22 protein-coding genes and 1 pseudogene are annotated in these 20,855 nt (G+C 73.9%); 14 read left to right on the top strand and 9 right to left on the bottom strand.

The window, feature by feature from the left end:
- Entirely contained in the window at positions 1-1,206 is a 1,206-nt protein-coding gene (hemE, locus tag H488_RS27740; RefSeq protein ID WP_017833432.1) for a uroporphyrinogen decarboxylase, read from the bottom strand.
- Between the two features lie 149 nt (positions 1,207-1,355).
- On the opposite strand from hemE, the gene H488_RS27735 reads away from it, so the two are divergent.
- From H488_RS27735 to H488_RS27715, 5 genes are all read left to right on the top strand, one after another.
- Positions 1,356-2,681, top strand: a complete 1,326-nt coding sequence (locus tag H488_RS27735; RefSeq protein ID WP_017833431.1) for a glutamyl-tRNA reductase — start codon at positions 1,356-1,358, stop codon at positions 2,679-2,681.
- Between the two features lie 50 nt (positions 2,682-2,731).
- The gene (locus H488_RS27730; RefSeq protein ID WP_017833430.1) at positions 2,732-3,349 is read left to right on the top strand and encodes a TetR/AcrR family transcriptional regulator; all 618 of its coding nucleotides are present in this window, start codon (positions 2,732-2,734) and stop codon (positions 3,347-3,349) included.
- A 52-nt stretch (positions 3,350-3,401) separates the two neighbouring features.
- The gene (locus tag H488_RS27725) at positions 3,402-3,638 is read left to right on the top strand and encodes a DUF3107 domain-containing protein (RefSeq protein ID WP_017833429.1); all 237 of its coding nucleotides are present in this window, start codon (positions 3,402-3,404) and stop codon (positions 3,636-3,638) included.
- 349 nt (positions 3,639-3,987) lie between these two features.
- Positions 3,988-5,706: a DEAD/DEAH box helicase gene (locus H488_RS27720; protein WP_017833428.1), complete on the top strand. Its 1,719-nt coding sequence runs from the start codon at positions 3,988-3,990 to the stop codon at positions 5,704-5,706.
- The gene (locus H488_RS27715) at positions 5,703-6,560 is read left to right on the top strand and encodes a DNA-methyltransferase (protein ID WP_017833427.1); all 858 of its coding nucleotides are present in this window, start codon (positions 5,703-5,705) and stop codon (positions 6,558-6,560) included. Before H488_RS27720 ends, H488_RS27715 begins: the two co-directional genes overlap by 4 nt.
- Before the next feature lie 31 nt (positions 6,561-6,591).
- Here the strand turns inward: H488_RS27715 and H488_RS27710 are convergent, their stop codons facing one another.
- On the bottom strand, positions 6,592-7,443 hold the full coding sequence (locus H488_RS27710) for a PHP domain-containing protein (protein ID WP_031283018.1): 852 nt from the start codon (positions 7,441-7,443) through the stop codon (positions 6,592-6,594).
- A gap of 81 nt (positions 7,444-7,524) precedes the next feature.
- Here H488_RS27710 and H488_RS27705 point away from each other — a divergent pair, with 81 nt between their 5' ends.
- Positions 7,525-9,099 carry an aminopeptidase P family protein gene (locus H488_RS27705; RefSeq protein ID WP_017833425.1) on the top strand — a complete coding sequence of 525 codons (1,575 nt, stop codon included), beginning with the start codon at positions 7,525-7,527 and terminating at the stop codon, positions 9,097-9,099.
- An 11-nt stretch (positions 9,100-9,110) separates the two neighbouring features.
- On the opposite strand, the gene H488_RS37445 is transcribed toward H488_RS27705, so the two are convergent.
- Together H488_RS37445 and H488_RS38410 are read right to left on the bottom strand one after the other, a co-directional pair.
- On the bottom strand, positions 9,111-9,260 hold the full coding sequence (locus H488_RS37445) for a hypothetical protein (RefSeq protein ID WP_017833424.1): 150 nt from the start codon (positions 9,258-9,260) through the stop codon (positions 9,111-9,113).
- A 550-nt stretch (positions 9,261-9,810) separates the two neighbouring features.
- Positions 9,811-10,077: pseudogene (locus H488_RS38410) on the bottom strand (general stress protein); the annotation flags it as partial.
- Positions 10,078-10,196: 119 nt separating this feature from the next.
- On the opposite strand from H488_RS38410, the gene H488_RS27700 reads away from it, so the two are divergent.
- From H488_RS27700 to H488_RS27690, 3 genes are read left to right on the top strand one after another with little or no spacing between them, the layout of a single operon-like run.
- Complete coding sequence (locus H488_RS27700; protein WP_017833422.1) at positions 10,197-11,498, top strand: magnesium transporter MgtE N-terminal domain-containing protein; 1,302 nt, start codon at positions 10,197-10,199, stop codon at positions 11,496-11,498.
- Complete coding sequence (locus H488_RS27695) at positions 11,491-12,120, top strand: DUF1003 domain-containing protein (RefSeq protein WP_017833421.1); 630 nt, start codon at positions 11,491-11,493, stop codon at positions 12,118-12,120. The genes H488_RS27700 and H488_RS27695 overlap by 8 nt, the downstream gene beginning before the upstream one ends.
- On the top strand, positions 12,113-13,300 hold the full coding sequence (locus tag H488_RS27690) for an Mrp/NBP35 family ATP-binding protein (protein ID WP_017833420.1): 1,188 nt from the start codon (positions 12,113-12,115) through the stop codon (positions 13,298-13,300). Before H488_RS27695 ends, H488_RS27690 begins: the two co-directional genes overlap by 8 nt.
- 40 nt (positions 13,301-13,340) lie before the next feature.
- Here H488_RS27690 and H488_RS27685 read toward each other — a convergent pair whose 3' ends face one another.
- Both H488_RS27685 and H488_RS27680 read right to left on the bottom strand, forming a co-directional pair.
- Complete coding sequence (locus H488_RS27685) at positions 13,341-13,694, bottom strand: hypothetical protein (protein ID WP_017833419.1); 354 nt, start codon at positions 13,692-13,694, stop codon at positions 13,341-13,343.
- A gap of 37 nt (positions 13,695-13,731) precedes the next feature.
- Positions 13,732-14,403: a hypothetical protein gene (locus tag H488_RS27680; RefSeq protein WP_017833418.1), complete on the bottom strand. Its 672-nt coding sequence runs from the start codon at positions 14,401-14,403 to the stop codon at positions 13,732-13,734.
- A 247-nt stretch (positions 14,404-14,650) separates the two neighbouring features.
- Between H488_RS27680 and H488_RS27675 the strand changes: the two genes are divergently transcribed.
- Positions 14,651-15,283 (top strand): O-methyltransferase, encoded by a 633-nt coding sequence (locus H488_RS27675; RefSeq protein ID WP_031283004.1) that lies wholly within the window; start codon positions 14,651-14,653, stop codon positions 15,281-15,283.
- Positions 15,284-15,512: 229 nt separating this feature from the next.
- On the opposite strand, the gene H488_RS36575 is transcribed toward H488_RS27675, so the two are convergent.
- The 3 genes from H488_RS36575 to H488_RS27665 all read right to left on the bottom strand — a co-directional run bounded on the left by H488_RS36575 (position 15,513) and on the right by H488_RS27665 (position 17,331).
- Positions 15,513-15,680 carry a DUF3117 domain-containing protein gene (locus tag H488_RS36575; protein ID WP_017833415.1) on the bottom strand — a complete coding sequence of 56 codons (168 nt, stop codon included), beginning with the start codon at positions 15,678-15,680 and terminating at the stop codon, positions 15,513-15,515.
- Positions 15,681-15,802: 122 nt separating this feature from the next.
- Positions 15,803-17,026, bottom strand: a complete 1,224-nt coding sequence (locus H488_RS27670; protein ID WP_017833414.1) for a hypothetical protein — start codon at positions 17,024-17,026, stop codon at positions 15,803-15,805.
- Positions 17,023-17,331: a DivIVA domain-containing protein gene (locus tag H488_RS27665; protein ID WP_017833413.1), complete on the bottom strand. Its 309-nt coding sequence runs from the start codon at positions 17,329-17,331 to the stop codon at positions 17,023-17,025. The genes H488_RS27670 and H488_RS27665 overlap by 4 nt, the downstream gene beginning before the upstream one ends.
- A 188-nt stretch (positions 17,332-17,519) precedes the next feature.
- Here H488_RS27665 and H488_RS27660 point away from each other — a divergent pair, with 188 nt between their 5' ends.
- From H488_RS27660 to H488_RS27645, 4 genes are all read left to right on the top strand, one after another.
- On the top strand, positions 17,520-18,248 hold the full coding sequence (locus tag H488_RS27660) for an amino acid ABC transporter ATP-binding protein (protein ID WP_031282997.1): 729 nt from the start codon (positions 17,520-17,522) through the stop codon (positions 18,246-18,248).
- A gap of 53 nt (positions 18,249-18,301) precedes the next feature.
- Positions 18,302-19,156: a glutamate ABC transporter substrate-binding protein gene (locus H488_RS27655; RefSeq protein ID WP_017833411.1), complete on the top strand. Its 855-nt coding sequence runs from the start codon at positions 18,302-18,304 to the stop codon at positions 19,154-19,156.
- Between the two features lie 134 nt (positions 19,157-19,290).
- On the top strand, positions 19,291-19,977 hold the full coding sequence (locus H488_RS27650; protein ID WP_017833410.1) for an amino acid ABC transporter permease: 687 nt from the start codon (positions 19,291-19,293) through the stop codon (positions 19,975-19,977).
- Positions 19,977-20,849 carry an amino acid ABC transporter permease gene (locus tag H488_RS27645; RefSeq protein ID WP_017833409.1) on the top strand — a complete coding sequence of 291 codons (873 nt, stop codon included), beginning with the start codon at positions 19,977-19,979 and terminating at the stop codon, positions 20,847-20,849. The genes H488_RS27650 and H488_RS27645 overlap by 1 nt, the downstream gene beginning before the upstream one ends.
- Positions 20,850-20,855: the final 6 nt, after the last annotated feature.

The following is a 20,855-nucleotide window of genomic DNA, read 5'->3' as shown; positions in this document are numbered from 1 at the left end:
TCACGGCCTGCCGCCGCGAGGGGTCTGCTCCAGCGGCTGGTCGTGGACGAAGGACACGAGGTCCGTCAGCACCTGCGGGTCGGTGCCCGGCGGGACGCCGTGGCCGAGGTTCACCACGTGCCCGGGCGCCGTGGCCCCGCCGGCCAGCACCTCGCGCACGTGCTCGGCGAGCACGGGCCAGGGGGCGGTGAGCAGGGCCGGGTCGATGTTGCCCTGCAGCACGGTGGACCCGCCGAGCCGCCGGTTGGCCTCGGCCAGCGGGATCCGGTAGTCCACGCCCACCGCGTCCGCGCCGGCGTCCCGCATCGCGGCGAGCAGCTCACCGGTGCCGGTGCCGAAGTGGATCCGGGGCACGGCGAGGTCCTCGACGGCGCGCAGCGCGGCCGCCGAGTGCTCCACCACGTGCGCGGAGTAGTCGGCCAGGGACAGGGAGCCCGCCCAGGAGTCGAAGAGCTGCACGGCGGAGGCGCCGGCCTCGACCTGGGCGCGCAGGAACGCCCCGGACGTCCGGGCCGCCCACTCGGCGAGCGCCCGCCAGGCCGCCGGGTCGGCGTGCATCATCGTGCGCGGCAGCAGGTGGTCCCGGGAGGGCCCGCCCTCGACCATGTAGGCGGCCACGGTGAACGGCGCCCCGGCGAAGCCGATGAGCGGGGTCGCCCCGAGCTCCGCGACGGTGCGGGCGACGGCCTCGCGGATCGGGTCGAGGGAGCCCTCGGTGAGCTCCGGCAGGGCGGCGACGTCGGCGGCCGTGCGCACGGGGCGCTCCAGGACGGGACCGCGGCCCGGGACGATCTCGACGTCCACGCCGGCCACGCGCATGGGCACGACGATGTCGGAGAAGAAGATGGCGGCGTCGACGTCGTGCCGGCGCACCGGCTGGAGCGTGATCTCGGCGGCCATCGCGGGGTCCAGGCAGGCGTCGAGCATGGCGGTGCCCTGGCGCAGGGACCGGTACTCCGGCAGCGACCGGCCCGCCTGCCGCATGAACCACACCGGGCGGCGGCCGGGCGCGCGGCCCGTGAGGGCCTGCAGCAGCGGGGCGTCCAGTGTGCCGGCGGCCCGCAGCGGATGGCCCTGCGGCAGCGCCCCGAGCGATCCGGTCAGGCGCCGGAACGCCGCCGAGGGGTGGGTGCCGCCCGTGGGGTGCCCGGGAACGGCTGCGGTCGACGTGTCCGGCGTGCTCGCCGTCTCAGGGGTGGTAGGCATAGTGCTCCCATTGTGCCAAGGAACACCGACGTCGTTTACCGACGCAGCGTCACCGGGGTCCGGGAGGGGCCGGTCGGTGACGGACGTGAGCGGCCTCTCGGACGTCACTGAGGCGCGGATCCGCGGTGACCGTCTAGTATGAATGCACTGTGGTCCTCTTCGCTCTCGTCGCCTCCCATCAGAACGTCGATCTGAACACCGTTGCGCGTCTCAGCACCGGTGCGCTCGGGCTGTCCGAGGAGATGGTCCGCAGCGGCCCGCTCCGGGGCGCCGTGACCCTCTCGACGTGCAACCGGCTCGAGATCTACGGGGAGCTCGAGGACACGCCGGGCGTCCCGTCCGGGGCGGCGCTGGACCGGGTCCTGGCCGAGCTCGCCGAGCAGATCGGCTCCCGCGCCGGGCTCGACCCCGAGTTCGTGGCCGACTCCCTGCGGGCCTTCACCGACTCCGGCGCCGCACGCCACCTCTTCACCGTGGTCTCCGGGCTGGAGTCCGCCGTGGTGGGCGAGCGCGAGATCACCGGGCAGGTCCGGCGCGCCCTCAACGACGCCCAGCAGGCGGGGACGGTCTCCGGCAAGCTCCAGCGGCTGTTCGAGGCGGCCGCCCGCACCGCCCGCAAGGTGGGCACGCAGACCGCCCTGGGCGAGCGCGGCCGCTCCATCGTCTCCGTGGCCCTGGACCTCGCCGACGACGTCACGTCCGGCACCTGGACGTCGCGCCGGGCCCTCGTGTTCGGCACGGGCGCCTACGCAGGGGCGACCATGGCGGCCCTGCGCGACCGCGGCTGCGCGGACATCGAGGTGTACTCGGCGTCGGGCCGGGCGGAGCAGTTCACCGAGAACCGCGGCGGCACCCCGGTGGGGACCGCGGAGCTGGCCGCGGCCCTGGAGCGCGCCGACGTCGTGATCGGCTGCAGCGGCGGCTCCGCCCCCATGGGCGCCGCCGCGTTCCCCGCCGGGTCCCGCACCGTGGTCGACCTGGCCCTGACCCGCGACTTCGACCCCGCCGTGGCGGACCTGCCCGGCGTCGAGCTCATCACCCTCGAGTCGGTGCGCGTGGCCGCCCCGGACGAGACCCGGGAGTCCGTCGACGCCGCGAGCGGGATCGTCGAGCGCGCCGCCCAGGAGTTCGCCGCGAGCCAGGAGGCCCGGGACATGGACGCCGCGATCGTCGCCCTGCGCAAGCACACCATGGCCGTCCTGGACGCCGAGCTCGAGAAGGTCACCTCCCACCACGGATGCACGGCCGCCCAGGAGCAGATCGAGCTCGCGATGCGGCGCATGGTCCGCTCCCTGCTGCACACCCCCACCGTCCGCGCGCGCGAGCTCGCCGCGCAGGGCCGGCAGGACGAGTACATCACCGGTCTGGCGGCGCTGTACGGCATCGAGGTCCCCGCGCCCGCCGCGGAGGAGAGCGCACCACCGGCGGCCGGGGCGCCGCCGGAAGCCGCCACCCGGTCCCAGGCCGCGGGGTAGGGCAGCATTCGTTCGGCCGGCGCCGCCGACCGGTTGAGGAGGAACGGTTCATGACTGAGACCAGGAGAGGCCGCCCGGCGCGCCTCCCGCGCGAGGCCCGCCGGCGGCAGCTGCTCGAGACGGCGCTGACCGTGTTCTCCTCGAACGGCTACCACGGGTCGTCCATGGACGACATCGCCGACGCCGCCCAGGTGAGCAAGCCCGTCCTCTACCAGCACTTCCCCGGCAAGCGCGAGCTGTACCTCGCCCTCGTGGACCACTACCTGCAGGAGCTCTCGCTCGGGCTCGTCACGGCGCTGCAGGGCAGCGACGTGAACCGCGAGCGGGTCGAGTCCATGCTGGACGTCTACTTCGGCTTCGTCGAGGCCAATCCGGAGGCCCACCGGCTGATCTTCGAGTCCGACCTGCTGGCGGACCCGGAGGTCGCGGAGCGCTTCGAGAGCTTCCACCTCGCCGTGGCGGACTCGATCGCCGGGGTCCTCGGGCCCAACGCGGGGCTGAGCCACCCGCACGCCGTGCTCGTCTCCCGCTCCCTCACCGGCATGGCGCAGACCGCCGCGGTGCACTGGATCCGCAACCCGGGCACCGGCGGCCGGGCCGAGGCCCAGCGCCAGATCTTCCGTTTAGCTTGGGGCGGAATCTCGATCATCGACGAGGACTGGCAGTAGCGCCCTCCTAGACTGGCCGGGACGCATCCCGCAGCCCCGACCAGGAGGAACCATGGAAATCAAGATCGGTGTTCAGCACGTCGCCCGGGAGATCGTCGTCGACTCCGCGCTCGAGGCGCCGGAGGCCGTGGAGCTGATCACCGCGGCCTTGTCCTCCGGGTCCCCCCTGACCCTGACGGACACCAAGGGCAACGTGACGGTCGTCCCCGCGGGCGTCATCGGCTACGCCGCCGTCGGCGCGGAGCAGAAGCGGGCGGTCGGCTTCACCCCCTTCGCCCAGGACGGCTGAGACCCCCTCCGCCCGGCACGGCGGACCCGGCCCGGCGACCGCACGGAGCGTGCGCGGTCGTCGGGCTACACTGTTGAGTGCACTGGATGACCGGTCGTACCCGCGATCCCACGAACGACAGACACCTACTCGCCCCCGCTCCCCGCGAACAGGCCCCCCACGGCGGCCTCGCGCAGGACCGGACCCGGGCGCCACGCTCCCGTGGCCCGCGCGGTCGAGGCGGCGCACGCTCACGATCGGCTTCCACCCACCGCACGCCCCCCGGCGCCCGCCAGCACGGCGGCCCGGAGGCCGGACCCCGAGGTCCCCTCCCTTCAGCGGGCGTGCCCGAGTCGTAAGGAAACCGACCGTGACCGACCACATCACCGACACCGCACCGGACGCCGCCGCGCCCGACGACGGGACCGTCCTCGACGGCACCCCCGAGGTGGTCGTCGAGACCACCGAGCACCCCGAGCCGCTGCCCCAGGACTTCGCCGAGTTCGGGGTGCGCCAGGACATCGTGGACTCCCTCGCCGCCGAGGGCATCGTCCACCCCTTCCCCATCCAGGCCATGACCCTGCCGGTGGCGCTGTCCGGGCAGGACATCATCGGGCAGGCCAAGACCGGCACGGGCAAGACCCTCGGCTTCGGCATCCCCGTGGTCCAGCGCGTCGTGGGCCGCGGCGACGCGGGGTGGGACCAGCTGAAGAAGCCGGGCGCCCCGCAGGCGCTCATCGTGGTGCCCACCCGCGAGCTCGCCGTCCAGGTCGGCCACGACCTGGCCACCGCCGCGCGGACCCGCGACGCCCGGGTGGCCACCATCTACGGCGGCCGCGCCTACGAGCCCCAGATCGAGCAGCTGCAGGCGGGCGTCGAGGTCGTCGTCGGCACCCCCGGCCGGCTCATCGACCTCAACCGGCAGCGCCACCTCGACCTGTCCGCGGTGCGGGCCGTGGTGCTCGACGAGGCCGACGAGATGCTCGACCTCGGCTTCCTGCCCGACGTCGAGAAGCTGCTCTCGGCCGTGCCCGAGGTCCGGCAGACGATGCTCTTCTCCGCGACGATGCCCGGGCCCGTGGTGGCCATGGCCCGCCGCTACATGACCAAGCCCATGCACATCCGGGCCGCCGCGCCGGACGAGGGCGCCACCAAGAAGGACATCCGCCAGGTGGTCTACCGGGCGCACCACCTCGACAAGGACGAGGTCGTGGCCCGGATCCTGCAGGCCGAGGGCCGGGGGCGCACGATCGTGTTCACCAAGACCAAGCGGGCCGCGGCCAAGCTCGCGGACGAGCTGATCACCCGCGGCTTCGCCGCCGCCCCGCTGCACGGCGACCTGGGGCAGGGCGCCCGCGAGCAGGCGCTGCGCGCGTTCCGCAACAACAAGGTCGACGTGCTCGTGGCCACGGACGTCGCCGCCCGCGGCATCGACGTCGAGGACGTCACGCACGTCATCAACTTCCAGTGCCCCGAGGACGAGAAGACCTACCTGCACCGCACCGGCCGCACCGGCCGCGCGGGCAACAAGGGCACGGCCGTGACGTTCGTGGACTGGGACGACATCCCGCGCTGGCGGCTGATCGACAAGGCCCTGGAGCTCGGCATCCCCGAGCCCCGCGAGACCTACTCCTCCTCCGAGCACCTGTACGAGGAGCTGAGCATCCCGAAGGGCACCAAGGGCCGGCTCCCCCGCTCCAGGCGCACCCACGAGGGGCTCGGCGCCGAGGTCCTCGAGGACCTCGGCGAGCCCGGCGGGCGCAAGAGCGGCCCGCGCGGCGAGGGCCGGGACGGGCGCTCGCGCGACCGCGGCGCCGGCCGCGGCGAGGGGCGCGGCTCCGGCCGCGGCGACCGCGGCGGGTCCGGCCGCGGTGAGGGGCGCGGCGGCCGCGGCCGCCGCGACGACGCCGCGACGTCGTCCGCTCCGCGCGAGGACGCCCGGGCGCCCCGGGCGGCTGCGCGCGAGACGGCTCCCGAGGCGCCCCGGGAGACCTCGGTGGAGCGCACCTCGGACGGCACCACCCGGCGCCGCCGGCGCCGCCGCAGCAGCGCGGCCTCGCCGGAGCAGAGCGGCACCGCCGGCGAGTGAGCCCCTTCGCCTTCGACGCCGAGGGCCCCGACGCGGTGGTCGCCGCGGAGAACCTGGATCTCCTGCGGCGGCTGCCCGGCGGGGCCTTCCGCATGATCTACGTGGACCCGCCCTTCAACACGGGCCGCACCCAGCGGCGGCGGGAGTCCACGGTGACCCCGGCCGCCGCCGGGGAGGGCGACCGCACCGGCTTCGCCGGCCGCTCCTACACGACCGTGCTGGGGGCCCTGCGCAGCTACGACGACGCGTTCGCCGACTACTGGGGGTTCCTGGAGCCCCGTCTGCGGGAGGCGTGGCGGGTGCTGGCCGACGACGGGACGCTGTACCTGCACCTGGACTACCGGGAGGTGCACTACGCGAAGGTGATGCTGGACGCGATCTTCGGGCGGGAGTGCTTCCTCAACGAGATCATCTGGGCCTACGACTACGGCGGGCGCTCCCGCCGCCGCTGGCCCGCCAAGCACGACAACGTCCTGGTGTACGTCAAGGACCCCGAGCGGTACCTGTTCGACAGCGCCGAGGTCGACCGGGAGCCGTACATGGCCCCGGGCCTGGTGACCCCGGAGAAGGTGCGGCTGGGCAAGCTGCCCACGGACGTGTGGTGGCACACCATCGTCTCCCCCACCGGCCGGGAGAAGACCGGCTACCCCACGCAGAAGCCCGTGGGCCTGGTGCGGCGGATGGTCGCCGCGAGCTCCGCCCCCGGGGACTGGGTCCTGGACTTCTTCGCCGGCTCCGGGACGCTCGGCGCCGCCGCCGGGCAGCTGGACCGGCGGTTCGTGTGCGTGGACCGCAACCCGGAGGCGATCGAGGTCATGCGCGCCCGCCTGCCGGGCGCGACCGTGTGGGACTGAGCACGGGCTCGCCCGGCAGGCGGCGGGGCCCTCAGGGGTAGCGCACGGGGACCCCGGAGCCGGCCTGCTCCTCGATCCGCACGAGCGACTGGACGGACGTCAGGTTCTCGCCCAGCCGGTTGGGCTTGCCGGCCCCGTGGTAGTCGCTCGCGCCCGTGACCACCAGGTCGTGCTCGGAGGCCATCCGGACGAGCCGGGCCCGGGCGTCGTCGGGGTTGTCCCGGTGCGCGACCTCGAGCCCGCCGAGGCCGGCGTCGATCATGGCCTCGAAGACCTCCGGGCCGACCACCCGGCCGCGGGCCGCGGCGAGCGGGTGGGCGAAGACGGGCACGCCGCCGGCGGCCCGGACGAGGCGCACCGCGTGCACCGGGTCCGGGGCGTAGTGGGGGACGTAGTAGCGGGAGCGGCTGTGCAGCACCGAGGCGAAGGCGGCGGTGCGGTTCTCCACGACCCCCACGGTGACGAGCGCGTCGGCGATGTGCGGGCGGCCCACGGTCGCGCCCTCGCGCACGTGGTCCAGGACCACGTCCCAGTCGATCGGGTAGTCCTCGGACAGCAGCTCGACCATGCGCTCGGCCCGGGTGCGCCGCGAGCAGCGGGAGGACTCGATCTCGGCGAGCAGCCGTGGCTCCCGCGGGTCGTGCAGGTAGCTCAGCAGGTGCACCGAGATCCCGTCCTCGGTGGTGCAGGAGATCTCCATGCCCGGGACGAAGGCGACCCCGAGGGCCACCGCGGCGTCCCCGGCCGCCTGCCACCCGGACGTGGTGTCGTGGTCGGTGAGGGCGAAGACGTCCAGGCCCGCCGCGTGCGCCGCGCGGGCCACGTCCGCCGGGCTCTCCGTGCCGTCGGAGTCGGACGAGTGGGTGTGCAGGTCGATCTTCACCCGCTCCACGATACCGGTCCGGGCCGGACGGCCCGCCGCCTCCCGTGGCACGATGAGACCGACGACGCGAGGAAAGGAATCATGACAGAGCACAGCACCACACCCCAGGACGCGGCGCAGCCGCTCTCGGACCGGGTCGAGAACCGGTCCCAGCGCCCCGACTCCGCCGCCTTCCAGCAGTTCATGGCGTCCCAGTGGGCGGAGGCGGAGCCCACCGAGGTGGAGCGGGCCCCGGTCGCGGACTTCGCCGCCGAGCGGCGCCGGCGGATCTCCGAGCGGTTCCCCGGCGAGCGGCTCGTGCTCCCCGCCGGGCCGCTCAAGGTCCGCTCCAACGACACCGACTACCGCTTCCGGCCGCACTCCGCGTTCGCGCACCTCACGGGTCTGGGCGTGGACCACGAGCCCGACGCCGTGCTGGTGCTCGAGCCCGTCCAGGAGGGCGCCGGCGACGACGGGGGCCACCACGAGGCCACCCTGTACTTCCACCCCATGGCCGGCCGGGACTCGAAGGAGTTCTACGCCGACGCCAAGAACGGCGAGTTCTGGGTGGGCCCCCGCCCCACCCTCGAGGAACTGGGCGCCGCCTACGGGCTGCGCACCCGGGACCTCGGGGGCCTCGAGGACGCGGTCACCAAGAACGCCGGGCCCACCGCCCTGGGCGGCCTGCGGGTCCGGCTCGTGCGCGAGGTGGACCTGAACGTCGACGCCCTGGTGGACACCTCCCGGATCAACACCGGGGTGGACCTCGAGTCCTCGGACGCCCTCGACGGCGAGCTCGCCGAGGCGCTCTCGGAGCTGCGGCTCGTCAAGGACGCCCACGAGGTCGGGCAGCTGCGCGAGGCCGTGGACGCGACCATCGCGGGCTTCACCGACATCGTGCACGTGCTGCCGGCCGCCGCGGGCCACCGCCACCGCGGCGAGCGCATGGTCGAGGGCGCCTTCTTCGCCCGCGCCCGCACGGACGGCAACGACCTCGGCTACGACACCATCGCGGCGTGCGGCAACAACGCCACGGTCCTGCACTGGATCCGCAACACCGGGAGGGTGATCCCGGGGGAGCTGATCCTCGTGGACGCGGGCGTGGAGGCCGACTCCCTCTACACCGCTGACATCACCCGCACCCTGCCGGTGAACGGCCGCTACTCGGAGGTGCAGCGGCGGATCTACCAGGCGGTCCTGGACGCCGCCGACGCCGCGTTCGACGCCGCGGTGCCCGGCAACCGGTTCCGGGACGTGCACGCCGCCGCCATGGAGGTCCTGGCCCGGCGGCTGGAGAGCTGGGGCCTGCTGCCCGTGCCCGCCGAGGTCTCGCTCTCCGCGGCGGGCCAGCACCACCGGCGGTGGATGCCGCACGGCACGAGCCACCACCTGGGCCTCGACGTGCACGACTGCGCGCAGGCCAAGCGGGAGCTGTACGTGGACGGGGTCATCGAGCCCGGCATGGTGTTCACCATCGAGCCCGGCCTCTACTTCAAGGCGGAGGACCTCGCGGTGCCGGAGGAGTACCGCGGGATCGGCGTGCGGATCGAGGACGACGTCCTGATCACCGAGGACGGCAACGTCAACCTCTCGTCCGGGCTGCCCCGCACCCCGGACGAGGTCGAGGCGTGGATGACCGGTCTGTGGCACGCCCGGGAGGGCGTCGACCCCAGCTGAGCCGGCGGCCGTCAGCGGGAGGCGTCGGTGGACGTGCTCCCGCCGGTCGGCGGCCCGGACCGGTCCGGGGCCGCGTCCTGACCGGCGGCGTCCCCGTCGGGCTCCCCGGCGGGGAGCCTGATGCCGTACTGGGGCCGGCCGTCGGGCAGGTCCTGGAACATCGCGGAGCGGCCGGGCGCGTCGGCACGCTCGCTCTGGCCCGCCGCGGGGACCGCGGGCGCGGGACCCGCGGGTCCGCCGGCCGGCTCCGGGGCGGCGCCGTGGGAGGGCCGCTGCCACGGGGCCCCCGCCGGGGGCCGCCCCGGCGTCCCGGGCTNTCTGCGCCATCAAAAAGGCCCGCGAAAAGGCGCCGTGGGAGGGCCGCTGCCACGGGGCCCCCGCCGGGGGCCGCCCCGGCGTCCCGGGCTGCGGGGGGCCCTGCCGCATCCCCTGCGGAGGACCCTGCTGCGGAGCGGGCCGCGGCGCGGGAGCGGTCCGCGGCAGGCTCTGCAGCCCGCGCAGCCCCTGGAGCACCTGCTGGGCGCGCTGGGCCACCTCGGGGGCGGCCACGACGTCGTAGGACGTGGCGACGATCTGGTTGGTCGAGGTGAAGTCCCGCTTCCCGCGCTGCATGGCGTAGGTGATGGTGGCGAGCAGCATCCAGAAGGCCCCGCCCATCAGCACCGACACGAGCAGCGTGGACAGCCACTGCTCCCCGCCCAGCAGCGACAGGATCATCCCGAGGAACGCGCCGAAGACCATGCCGTTGAGCGCGCCCTGGCCCGCGACCTTCGGATAGCTCAGCCGGCCGGTCACCTGCTCCACGGACTTCAGGTCGTTGCCGACGATCGCGATCCGGTCCACCTCGAACTGCTCGTCCGCCAGGTGGTCCACGGCCTTCTGCGCGTCGGCGTACGTGGCGTAGCGCCCGATCACCTCCCCGCGGGGCAGACCGCGGACGGCGGGGCTGGCGGGAGGCAGGGACCGTGGCGAGCTCATGCCCCCATTCTCCCCCATCCGCTCCCCCGCCGTGCCCCGACCCGGGCCGCGACCACGACCCCGCACCCCGGCCCCGGCCCCGGGAGGGGGCCCGGGGAGCCGGTGGGTAGTCTTGTACGGTGAGCAGCCACATCGACAAGATCTTCATCGCGCGCCTGATCGGCCTCGACGTGTTCGACCCCCTGGGGGACCGTCTGGGGCGGTTGCGCGACGTCGTCGTGCTCATGCGCGGCAGCTCCCGGTACGGCCGCTCCTCCCGCCGGCCCCTCGTGGTCGGCCTCGTGGTGGAGGTCCTCGGCAAGAAGCGGGTGTTCGTGCCGATGACCCGCGTGACCAGCATCGACGCGGAGAAGATCATCAGCACGGGGCTCGTGAACCTGCGCCGCTTCGAGCAGCGCGGCGCGGAGACCCTCGCCGTCGGCGAGGTCTTCGACCGGACCGTGGTGCTGCGCGACGGCTCCGGCTCCGCCACGGTCGAGGACATGGCGATGGAGCGCAAGCGCAACACCGGGGACTGGCTGATCACCCAGCTCTTCGTGCGCCGCACCGGCACGGGCGGGGGCCTGATGCGCCGCCGCAACGAGACGCTGATCATCGACTGGGAGGACGCGGGGGACCCCTCCGCCGCGGGCCACCAGCCGGCCACCCAGTGGGTCGCCTCCCACGAGGAGCAGCAGCCCGCCGACCTCGCGGACGAGCTCCACGACATGTCGGCCAAGCGCATGCTCGAGATCGCCCACGAGCTCCAGGACGACCGGCTCGCCGACGTCCTCGAGGAGCTCCCGGAGGAGGACCAGGTCTACATCCTCACCAACATGGAACCGGACCGCGCGGCCACGGTGCTCGAGGAGATGGAGCCCGACGACGCCGCCGACCTGCTCAACGAGCTGCCCGAGGCCCAGGCCGAGGAGCTGCTCGCGCGGATGCAGCCCGAGGACGCCGAGGACGTCCGGCGCCTGCTGGAGTACGAGGAGGGCACGGCCGGCTCGCTCATGACCCCCGTGCCGATCATCCTGCCGCCGGAGGCCACGGTGGCCGAGGCGCTCGCGCACATCCGCCAGGAGGAGCTCAGCCCCGCGGTCGCGGCGGCCGTGATCATCTCCCGCCCGCCGCTGGAGACGCCCACCGGCAAGTACCTCGGCATGGTGCACACCCAGAAGCTGCTGCGCTATCCCCCGCCCGAGGCCGTGGGCAACCTCATCGACCGCTCGTTCGAGCCGGTCTCCGACCTCGCCTCCCTGCAGGACGTCGCGCGCGAGCTCGCGACCTACGACCTCACGATCATCCCGGTGGTCAACGACCACGACCGGGTGGTCGGGGCGATCACGATCGACGACGTCCTCGACGCCCTGCTGCCCGAGGACTGGCGCACCGCCGACGACGGGACCCCGATCCGGAAGGTGGGCAAGCGGTATGAGTGAGCGCGAGCCCCGGCGCCCCCGCGTCGGCACCCGCGGCAACGCCCTCGACCAGCCGCGCGAGCACCGGCCGGGACTGCTGGACCGGTTCCGGCCGAACCCCGACGCCTTCGGGCGGATGACCGAGGGCTTCGCCCGGTTCATGGGCACCCCGCAGTTCCTGCTGTGGATGACGGTGTTCGTGGCCCTGTGGCTGGGCTGGAACACCATCGCCCCCCGGGAGCTGCAGTTCGACTCGAAGGACCTCAACTTCACGCTGCTCACGCTCATGCTCTCGCTGCAGGCCTCCTACGCGGCGCCCCTGCTGCTGCTGGCGCAGAACCGGCAGGACGACCGGGACCGGGTGACCCAGGAGGAGGACCGCCGCCGGGCGCAGCAGAACCTCGCCGACACCGAGTACCTGACCCGGGAGATCGCCTCGCTGCGGATCGCGCTGCGCGACGTCGCCACCCGCGACTTCGTGCGCTCGGAGCTGCGCTCGGTGCTCGAGGAGATCCTGGAGTCCCAGGACGACGCCCCGGACGCCGACGAGCCGGGGGCCCCGCCGCGGCGGGGCGCCCGCCGCAGGAGCCGCAACCCCGACCGCCCCACCGCCCCCGAGACCCGAGGGAACCCCCGTGCCTGAGCCCCGCCCCGACGACGTCCTCGCCCCCGAGACCCTCCACCCCGACCTGCGCGCGGCGCTCGACCGCGTGCTCGACCCGGAGCTGCGCCGGCCCGTGACCGAGCTGGGGATGATCCGCTCCGCCCGCCTCGACGACGCCGGCCACGCCGCGGTGCACGTGCTGCTGACGATCAGCGGCTGCCCCCTCCGCTCGACCATCGAGCGGGACGTCCGGGACGCCGTGGGGACCGTGGCCGGGGTGCGCACCGTGGACGTCGAGATCGGGGTGATGACCCCCGAGCAGCGCACCGCGCTGAAGGACCGGGTGGGCCACACCCGGACCGTCCCCTTCAACGACCCGTCCTCCCTGACCCGGGTGCACGCGGTGACCAGCGGCAAGGGCGGCGTCGGCAAGTCGACGGTCACCGTGAACCTCGCCGCCGCGCTCGCCGCGCGCGGCCGGTCGGTCGGCATCGTGGACGCCGACGTCCACGGGTTCTCCGTGCCCGGGCTGCTCGGCATCGACCGGGCGCCCACCCAGGTGGGGGACATGATCCTGCCCCCCGTCGTGGACGTCCCCGAGGAGGCGCGGGAGGACACCGGGCGCCCCGGGGTGCTCAAGGTCATCTCGATCGGGATGTTCGTGGACCCGGACCAGCCGGTGGCCTGGCGCGGGCCGATGCTGCACCGCGCCGTGGAGCAGTTCCTCACGGACGTGCACTTCGGCGACCTGGACCACCTGTTCCTCGACCTCCCGCCGGGCACGGGCGACATCGCGATCTCCGTGGCCCAGCTGCTGCCGTCCGCGGAGGTGCTCGTGGTCTCCACGCCCCAGCAGGCGGCGGTCGAGGTCGCCGAGCGCTCCGGGGCGCTCGCGGTGCAGACCGGCCAGCGGGTGGCCGGGGTGGTGGAGAACATGGCGGGCATGCCGATGCCGGACGGCAGCGTGCTCGAGCTCTTCGGCGCCGGCGGGGGCACCCGGATCTCGGAGTCCCTGACCCGGCGGCTCGGCTACGACGTGCCGCTGCTCGGCGCCGTGCCGCTCGACGTCGCCCTGCGCGAGGGCGGGGACGCCGGCCGCCCGGTGGTGTGGTCCGCGCCGGGCTCGCCCGCCGCGGTCGCCCTGCGTGCCGTCGCCGACGCGATGGGCGCCCGCCCGCGCGGGCTCGCCGGACGGCCGCTGGGCCTGGGACCGCGCTGACGCACCGCCGGCCCCGCGCTCGGCGTGTGCGGGGGCCGGCTCAGGTGGCCTCGGTGTCGAAGGGGGCCCGTTCGCCGGGGGCCAGGCGGGTCAGCACCGGGCCGGGGCGCGGCCGGGGTGCGGCGGGCGCCGCCGGCTCGTCGTCCTCCAGGAGGGCCTGGCGCACGATGGTGCGGGGGTCGTACTGGCGGGGGTCGAGCCTGCGCCAGTCGACGTCGGCGATCTCCGGCCCGAGGGTCTCCTTGAGCTCCTCGGTGGCGCCGGTCGCGTAGCGCTTGGCGGCCTTGACCAGCTCCTTGAGCTTCTCCGCGTACTCCGGCAGCCGCTCCGGCCCGATGATGAACAGGGCCAGGAGCACCAGGATGATCGCTTCGCCGCCGTTGATGCCGAGCACAGGAAGTGATTTTACCAGTCCGGGAGCCGGTGGCCGGTCAGCCGAAGATCTCGCGCAGGCCGACCAGCACCGTCTCGACGACGCCGGGGTCCCCCGGGGACGGCTCCACCACGCGCCCCCGCTCGTCGGCCACGACGAGGCCCACGGTGTGGGCCATCGCGGACGGTCCGGAGTCCCCCGAGACGGTGTAGACGACCTCGTCCCCGACGAGCACCGCCCGCCACGGCGGCCCGGCGTCCACCCACAGCGGCACGCCCTCCACGGCGACGCGTTCGAGGCCCTCGGCGCTCACGGGCAGCCCGGTCAGTCCGTCCATGGGGTTCTCGCGGTCGACCCCCCCGCGCTGCTCCACCACGACGACCTCGTCCTCGCCGCGGTGCAGCCTGACGGCCACGACCGGGTGCCCGGACAGGGTTCCGCGGGTCATCGAGCCCACCCGGTAGCCGTCCGCGGCCAGGGTGGGCAGCGTCCAGCCCTCCGTGCGCAGCAGGTCCGCGGACACCTCGTCCGCGTGCAGCACCCCGTGCGTGCCGTGCCACGCCGAGACCGGCACCCGCTCCTCGGCGCTGTGCGCGGACTGCATCACGACCGTGCGCCCGACCGCGTAGCCGGAGCCCAGGACGAGGGTGAGCACCGCGCTCACGGTGGCCGCGGCCACGGGCACCGCGCTGCTGGGGCGGGCCGGCGCGGTGCGGTCCGGGCGGGGCATCGGTCCTCCTCGTGCGGTGGTCGGGCGGCGGGCTCCGGGTGGGCCCGTGCCCGGTCCCGTGCCGCGGTCGGCGTCGGGAGCGGGTGCACGGACCGCTCCGTGAGGAGGCCCGCGAACAGGTCCGTGGAAGACGTCGTGATCGTCTCCATGATCGACCGGGAAGCTGGATGCCGACTGGACGGTGGCCGGACGGACGGGCCCAGCCGGTAGGATGGCGCGCATCCACTACAGCGACGAAGGGCGGACCATGGGCGCGGACAAGACGACGAGCTGGTCGTACGCCGAGGCGTTCGCCGCCGAGGACGAGCTCGCCTACCGCGCCCGGGAGCGGTCCCTCGCCCTGCGCATCCCCCCGGTGACCCCGGGGACGGCCGCCGCCCTGACCGTGCTCGCCGCGGCGGCCCGGCCCGCCACCGTGGTCGAGGTGGGCACGGGGGCCGGGGTGTCCGGTCTCGCCCTGCTGCGCGGTCTGCCCGGCACGTCCGTGCTGACCACGATCGACACCGACATCCGGGCGCTGCGCGCGGCCCGCGACACGTTCCGGGAGGCCGGGATCCCGACGAGCCGGACCCGCACGATCCCCGGCCGCGCGTCCCTCGTGATGCCACGGTTGAGCGCCGGCGCCTACGACCTCGTGTTCCTCGACGCCGACCCCGAGGGGACCCTCGACTACGCCGAGGAGGCCGTCCGGCTGCTGCGCCCGGGCGGGATGCTCGTGGTCAACGACGCCCTGTCCCAGGACAAGGTGGCGCAGCCGGCCAACCGCGAGGAGAACACCCGGACGATGCGGGCCGTGCACCGGCTGTTCCGGGAGGACGAGCGCTTCAGCACCGCCCTGTTGACGACCGGCTCCGGGCTGCTGCTGGCCGTCCGCCGCTGACCGGACGGGTCCGGACGGCGGGGGGCCCGGCACCACGTGGTGCCGGNGGAGAACACCCGGACGATGCGGGCCGTGCACCGGCTGTTCCGGGAGGACGAGCGCTTCAGCACCGCCCTGTTGACGACCGGCTCCGGGCTGCTGCTGGCCGTCCGCCGCTGACCGGACGGGTCCGGACGGCGGGGGGCCCGGCACCACGTGGTGCCGGGCCCCCCGCCGTCCGCGCCGGTGGTCACTCGGTGACGCCGGCCAGGCACTCCTTGAGCTCCGCGGCCTCGGCCGGCTTCAGCTCGACCACCAGCCGTCCGCCGCCCTCGAGCGGCACCCGCATGATCAGGCTCCGCCCCTCCTTGGTGACCTCCATCGGTCCGTCACCGGTTCTCGGCTTCATGGCCGCCATGTGGGAACTCCTCTTCCTCGATTGGTGTGGCTCCCATCCTATCCGAGCCGCAACCGTGGACCCGGACCACCCCGGCGCCCGGGGGTCCGCGTCGGCGTGCCCGGCGCGGGGTGCGGACGGGATCAGGGCGGGTAGTCCCCGCCCCCGGGCAGCTGCTTCCAGTGCCACAGCCAGCCGACCCAGACGAGCTGGAGCAGCGCGCCGAACACCACGCAGGCCACCCGGTAGGCGCGCGAGTCCGAGACCGCGGCCAGCGGCAGGGCGAGGGGGAACAGCGGCAGCAGCAGCCGGAAGGTGCTGCTCTGGGGGTGCAGGAAGAGGAGCAGGTACACGGCGTAGCTCGCCAGCCACACGCGCGTGAGCAGGTCCAGCCGCTCCCGCACCACGCGGGTGCCCAGCAGCACCGTCCCGCCCGCGACCAGCAGCACGGGCGCGGCGAGCCCGAGCACGGGGCCGAACAGCCCGGCGGCGGCGTCGAACCAGGGCACCACCGGCTCCAGCCCTCCCCCGCCCCGCCACGCCGTCTCGGTGTCGGTGTACGCGGTCGGCTCGCCCGTGACGGCCCACGCGATCGCCGGCCAGGCGAGAGCCGCGCCGCACGCCAGGACCGCGAGGCCGAACAGCCCGTCGACGGCTTCCGCCGCGCGGCGCAGCTCCCCGGCCCGGTGCCGGCGCACGGAGCGCACGAGCCACGTGATCCCCAGGGCCGCCGCGAAGGGGACCCCCGCCGGGCGCGTCAGGCACATCAGGAGCACCACGGGGGCGGCCGCCAGGTGGTTCCCCCGGGCCACCAGCAGCAGGGCGCCCGCGAGCAGCAGCAGGTGCAGCGACTCGGCGTAGGGGACCTGCAGCACCGGGGCGACCGGGCTGAACGCGACGAACGCGACACCCCACAGGGCGGTGGCCGGAGGGGCGAGCCGGAGGAACAGCCGGTGGACGAGCAGGACGGCGCCCAGGCTCGCGGCCAGGGACACGGCCGACGCGGCCGCGTCCCACCCCGCGCCGGTGGCCGCCGAGACCACCCGCACGACCATCGGGAAGACCGGGTAGAACGCCCAGGCGTTCTCCTGCACCTGCCCGGCCGCGTCCCGGGGCAGGGACGCGGGATAGCCCTCCCGGGCGATGCGCTCGTACCAGTCCGAGTCCCAGGTCCCGGTGAACTCGAGGTAGCCCAGGGCGCCGTCCCCCCACGGACCGGGACCCTGCTGCCGGCCCACCGTGGTGAACACGGCCCAGGCCCAGAGCCGGGAGGCCGCCCAGACCAGCAGGGCCTGTGCCCACCAGGGGGCCCGGGTCCACCGGAGGGCCACGGCCGTCCGGAGGGCCACGGCCGTCCGGCCGCTCACGCCCCCGGCACCGGGCGGGACGGCGGGTCCTCCGGCGGCGGCAGCCGGTCCACGAGGTGGGCCAGCACGGCGTGGACCTCCGCGGGGTCGTAGCCGCGGCGCCGTACGGAGAACGCGATCCGCTCCACGTCCTCCGCCGTCGGGTGCTCGGGCAGCACGAGCGGCGCCCCGGGGGCGCGCGCCACGGCGATCCCGTCCCGGGCGGGCACGACCCGCTCGGCGAGGCGGTCGCGGCCGAGGACCACGACGCCCACGACCGTGAGCAGCAGCACGAGCCCGGACAGCACCACGAGGATCTCGGTCATGCCCTCCAGGCTATGCGCCGCCGGGCGGGACGGGGCGCCGCAACATTTCTACGGACGGGTAAGCAATTAACACGATTGCAACGTGTTCGGCATCACACGGAACGAATCTGGGATATCTTTCCGGTATGTCACACGCCACTCCGCCGGCCGCCGCTCCGGCCTCCTCCACCGCGGGGACGGCCGAGGCCCTGGTCCGCATGACGCACGTCAACAAGCACTTCGGGGACCTGCACGTGCTCCGGGACATCAACCTGGAGGTGAAGCGCGGCGAGGTGGTGGTCGTGATCGGCCCCTCCGGCTCCGGCAAGTCCACCCTGTGCCGGGCCATCAACCGGCTCGAGAGCATCGACGACGGCGAGATCCTGATCGACGGGAAGCGGCTGCCCGAGGAGGGCAAGGCCCTCGCGAAGCTGCGCGCCGACGTCGGCATGGTCTTCCAGTCCTTCAACCTCTTCGCCCACAAGTCGGTCCTGCAGAACGTGACCCTGGGGCCCGTCAAGGTGCGGGGCAGGTCGGCGGCCGAGGCGAAGAAGCAGGCCATGGAGCTGCTGACCCGGGTGGGGGTCGACAACCAGGCCGAGAAGCTGCCCGCGCAGCTCTCCGGCGGCCAGCAGCAGCGCGTCGCCATCGCCCGCGCCCTGGCCATGGAGCCGAAGGTGATGCTTTTCGACGAGCCCACCTCCGCGCTGGACCCCGAGATGATCAACGAGGTCCTCGACACCATGGTCGCCCTCGCGAAGCAGGGCATGACGATGATCGTGGTCACCCACGAGATGGGCTTCGCCCGCAAGGCCGCCGACCGCGTGGTGTTCATGGCCGACGGCATGATCGTCGAGGAGAACACCCCCGAGGAGTTCTTCACGAACCCCCGCTCCGAGCGCGCCCAGGACTTCCTCGGCAAGATCCTCGGCCACTGACCGTCCCCCGACCCTCCGACCCACGCCACCACCTCCACAGCAAGGAGCACACCATGCGCAGCAGCAAGCCCCTCGGACTGGCCGCGATGGCCGCGGCCGCGGCCCTGACCCTCACCGCGTGCGGAGGTGGCGACGACGGCGGGTCCGGTGCAGGCGGCGAGGGCGGCGGCTCGGGCGAGTCCGTGCGGATCGGCATCAAGTTCGACCAGCCCGGCCTCGGCTACCGCGACGGCAGCGAGTACACCGGCTTCGACGTCGACGTCGCGAAGTACGTCGCCACCGAGCTCGGCTACTCCGAGGACCAGATCGAGTGGGTCGAGTCCCCCTCCGCCAACCGCGAGAACATGCTCTCCAACGACCAGGTGGACATGATCTTCGCGACCTACTCGATCACCGAGGAGCGCGACCAGACCGTGGACTTCGCCGGCCCCTACTTCGTGGCCGGCCAGGACCTGCTGGTGCGCACCGACGACTCCTCGATCGCCGGCCCCGACGACCTCGAGGGCAAGAACCTGTGCTCGGTGACCGGATCGACCTCCGCGCAGAAGGTCAAGGACGACCAGCCCGGCGCCAACCTCGTCGAGCAGCCCGGCTACGCCGACTGCCTCACGGCGCTCGAGTCCGGCCAGGTGGACGCCGTGACCACCGACGACATCATCCTCGCCGGCCTCGCCTCGACCGACGCCAACCAGGGCAAGTTCAAGGTGGTCGGCAACACCTTCTCCGAGGAGCGCTACGGCGTGGGCCTGCCCGACGGCTCCGACCAGTGCGAGGCCGTCAACGAGGCCATCACCAAGATGATCGACGAGGGCGCCTGGGAGGAGGCCGTCACGGCCAACACCGAGGGCGCCGACTACACCTACAACGCCGAGCTCAACCCGCCGGAGCCCGAGCCCTGCGGCGAGTGACCCCGGACGCGTGAGCACCCCGTGGCCGGCCGGCGACCGGCCGGCCACGGGACCGCGACCGCGCAGCACGCCGACCGATCCGCGACGAAGGGGCCTTCCGTGACCCAGGACCTGCCCGATCCCCGGGAGCTCCCGTGAACGACTATCTGACCGACTTCGCCAGTCTGTTCGCCCAGTACGACGTGCCGGGCGCGTTCTGGGTCAACCTGCAGCTGACCTTCTGGGCCGCGATCGGCTCGGCGGTCCTCGGCGCCCTGATCGCCCTGATGCGCATCTCACCCATCGCGTCCCTGCGGCTGCTCGGCACCACGTACGTGAACCTGTTCCGCAACACGCCGCTGACGATCATCCTCGTGTTCCTGGTCCTGGGCGTGTGGAGCCAGCTCGGCATCAACCTCTCCTCGGACTTCAACCGGAACTTCTTCCTCTACGCCGTGATCGGCCTGAGCCTCTACCACGCGGCCTTCGTCTGCGAGGCCATCCGCTCCGGCGTCAACACGGTGCCGGCCGGGCAGGCCGAGGCGGCCCGGGCCATCGGGCTGAGCTTCCTGCCCGCGGCCCGGCTGATCGTCTTCCCGCAGGCGCTGCGCGGGGCGATCACCCCGCTCGGCAACACCCTGATCGCCCTGACGAAGAACACGACGGTGGCCGCGGCCGCGTCGGTCACCGAGATCTCCTCCCTCATGAAGACCATGATCGAGTTCCGCCCGGACGTGATCATCGCGATCTTCCTGGTGGTGGCGCTCGGCTTCGTCCTGATCGTCGTCCCGGTGGGCCTGCTGACCACCTGGGCCTCCCGGAAGCTGGCGGTGAAGCGCTGATGGCCAAGACCCAGAACGTCCTCTTCGACGTGCAGGGGCCGCGTGCCCGCCGGCTCACGCTGCTCTTCAACGTGGCGGGAGTCCTGCTGATCGCCGCGCTCGCCTGGGTCGTGCTCGGCGCGCTCGCCGAGCAGGGCCAGCTCGACGCCGACCGGTGGACCCCGCTGCTCACCGCCCGGGCCTGGGAGAACTTCCTGCTCCCGGGGCTGTGGGAGACCCTGCGGGCCGCGCTGCTGGCGGTGGCCCTGTCGATCGCCTTCGGCCTGGTCTTCGGTCTCGGCCGGCTGTCCCAGCTGGCCCCGGTGCGCTTCGTCTGCACCGTGGTGGTCGAGTTCTTCCGGGCCGTGCCCGTGCTGGTGATGATGATCTTCTTCTACCTGGGCATCGGCCGCGCCGGCCTGGTCGAGCCCGCCAACGTGCCGTTCTGGGCCGTGGTGCTGGGCCTGATGTTCTACAACGGGTCGGTCATCGCCGAGCTCATCCGCTCCGGCGTGCACCAGCTGCCCAAGGGCCAGCGCGAGGCGGGCCTGGTCATCGGGCTCACGCCCTCCCGGTCCCTGCGGATGATCGAGCTCCCCCAGGCCCTCACCGCGATGCTGCCCTCGATGGTCAGCCAGTTCGTGGTGATCCTCAAGGACACCGCGCTGGGCTACATCATCACCTACCCGGAGCTGCTCGCGAGCGCTCGGCGCCTGGGCTCCGGGGACGGCAACATCCTGCAGACGCTGTTCGTGGTGGCGCTGGTCTTCGTGCTCATCAACTACCTGCTGACCCTGCTGGCCGCGTGGCTGTCGCGGTTCCTCAGCTTCCGCACCGCGGGCCGGACCAAGCCGGCCGAGGGGCCCATGGCCGCCGAGGAGACGACCGTCTGACGCCGC

It is taken from the genome of Kocuria sp. UCD-OTCP, from assembly GCF_000349605.1.
GTDB classification, from domain to species: domain Bacteria; phylum Actinomycetota; class Actinomycetes; order Actinomycetales; family Micrococcaceae; genus Kocuria; species Kocuria rosea.
Note: the sequence above shows the minus strand (reverse complement) of the source record. Positions and strands in the feature narration are given on the sequence as shown.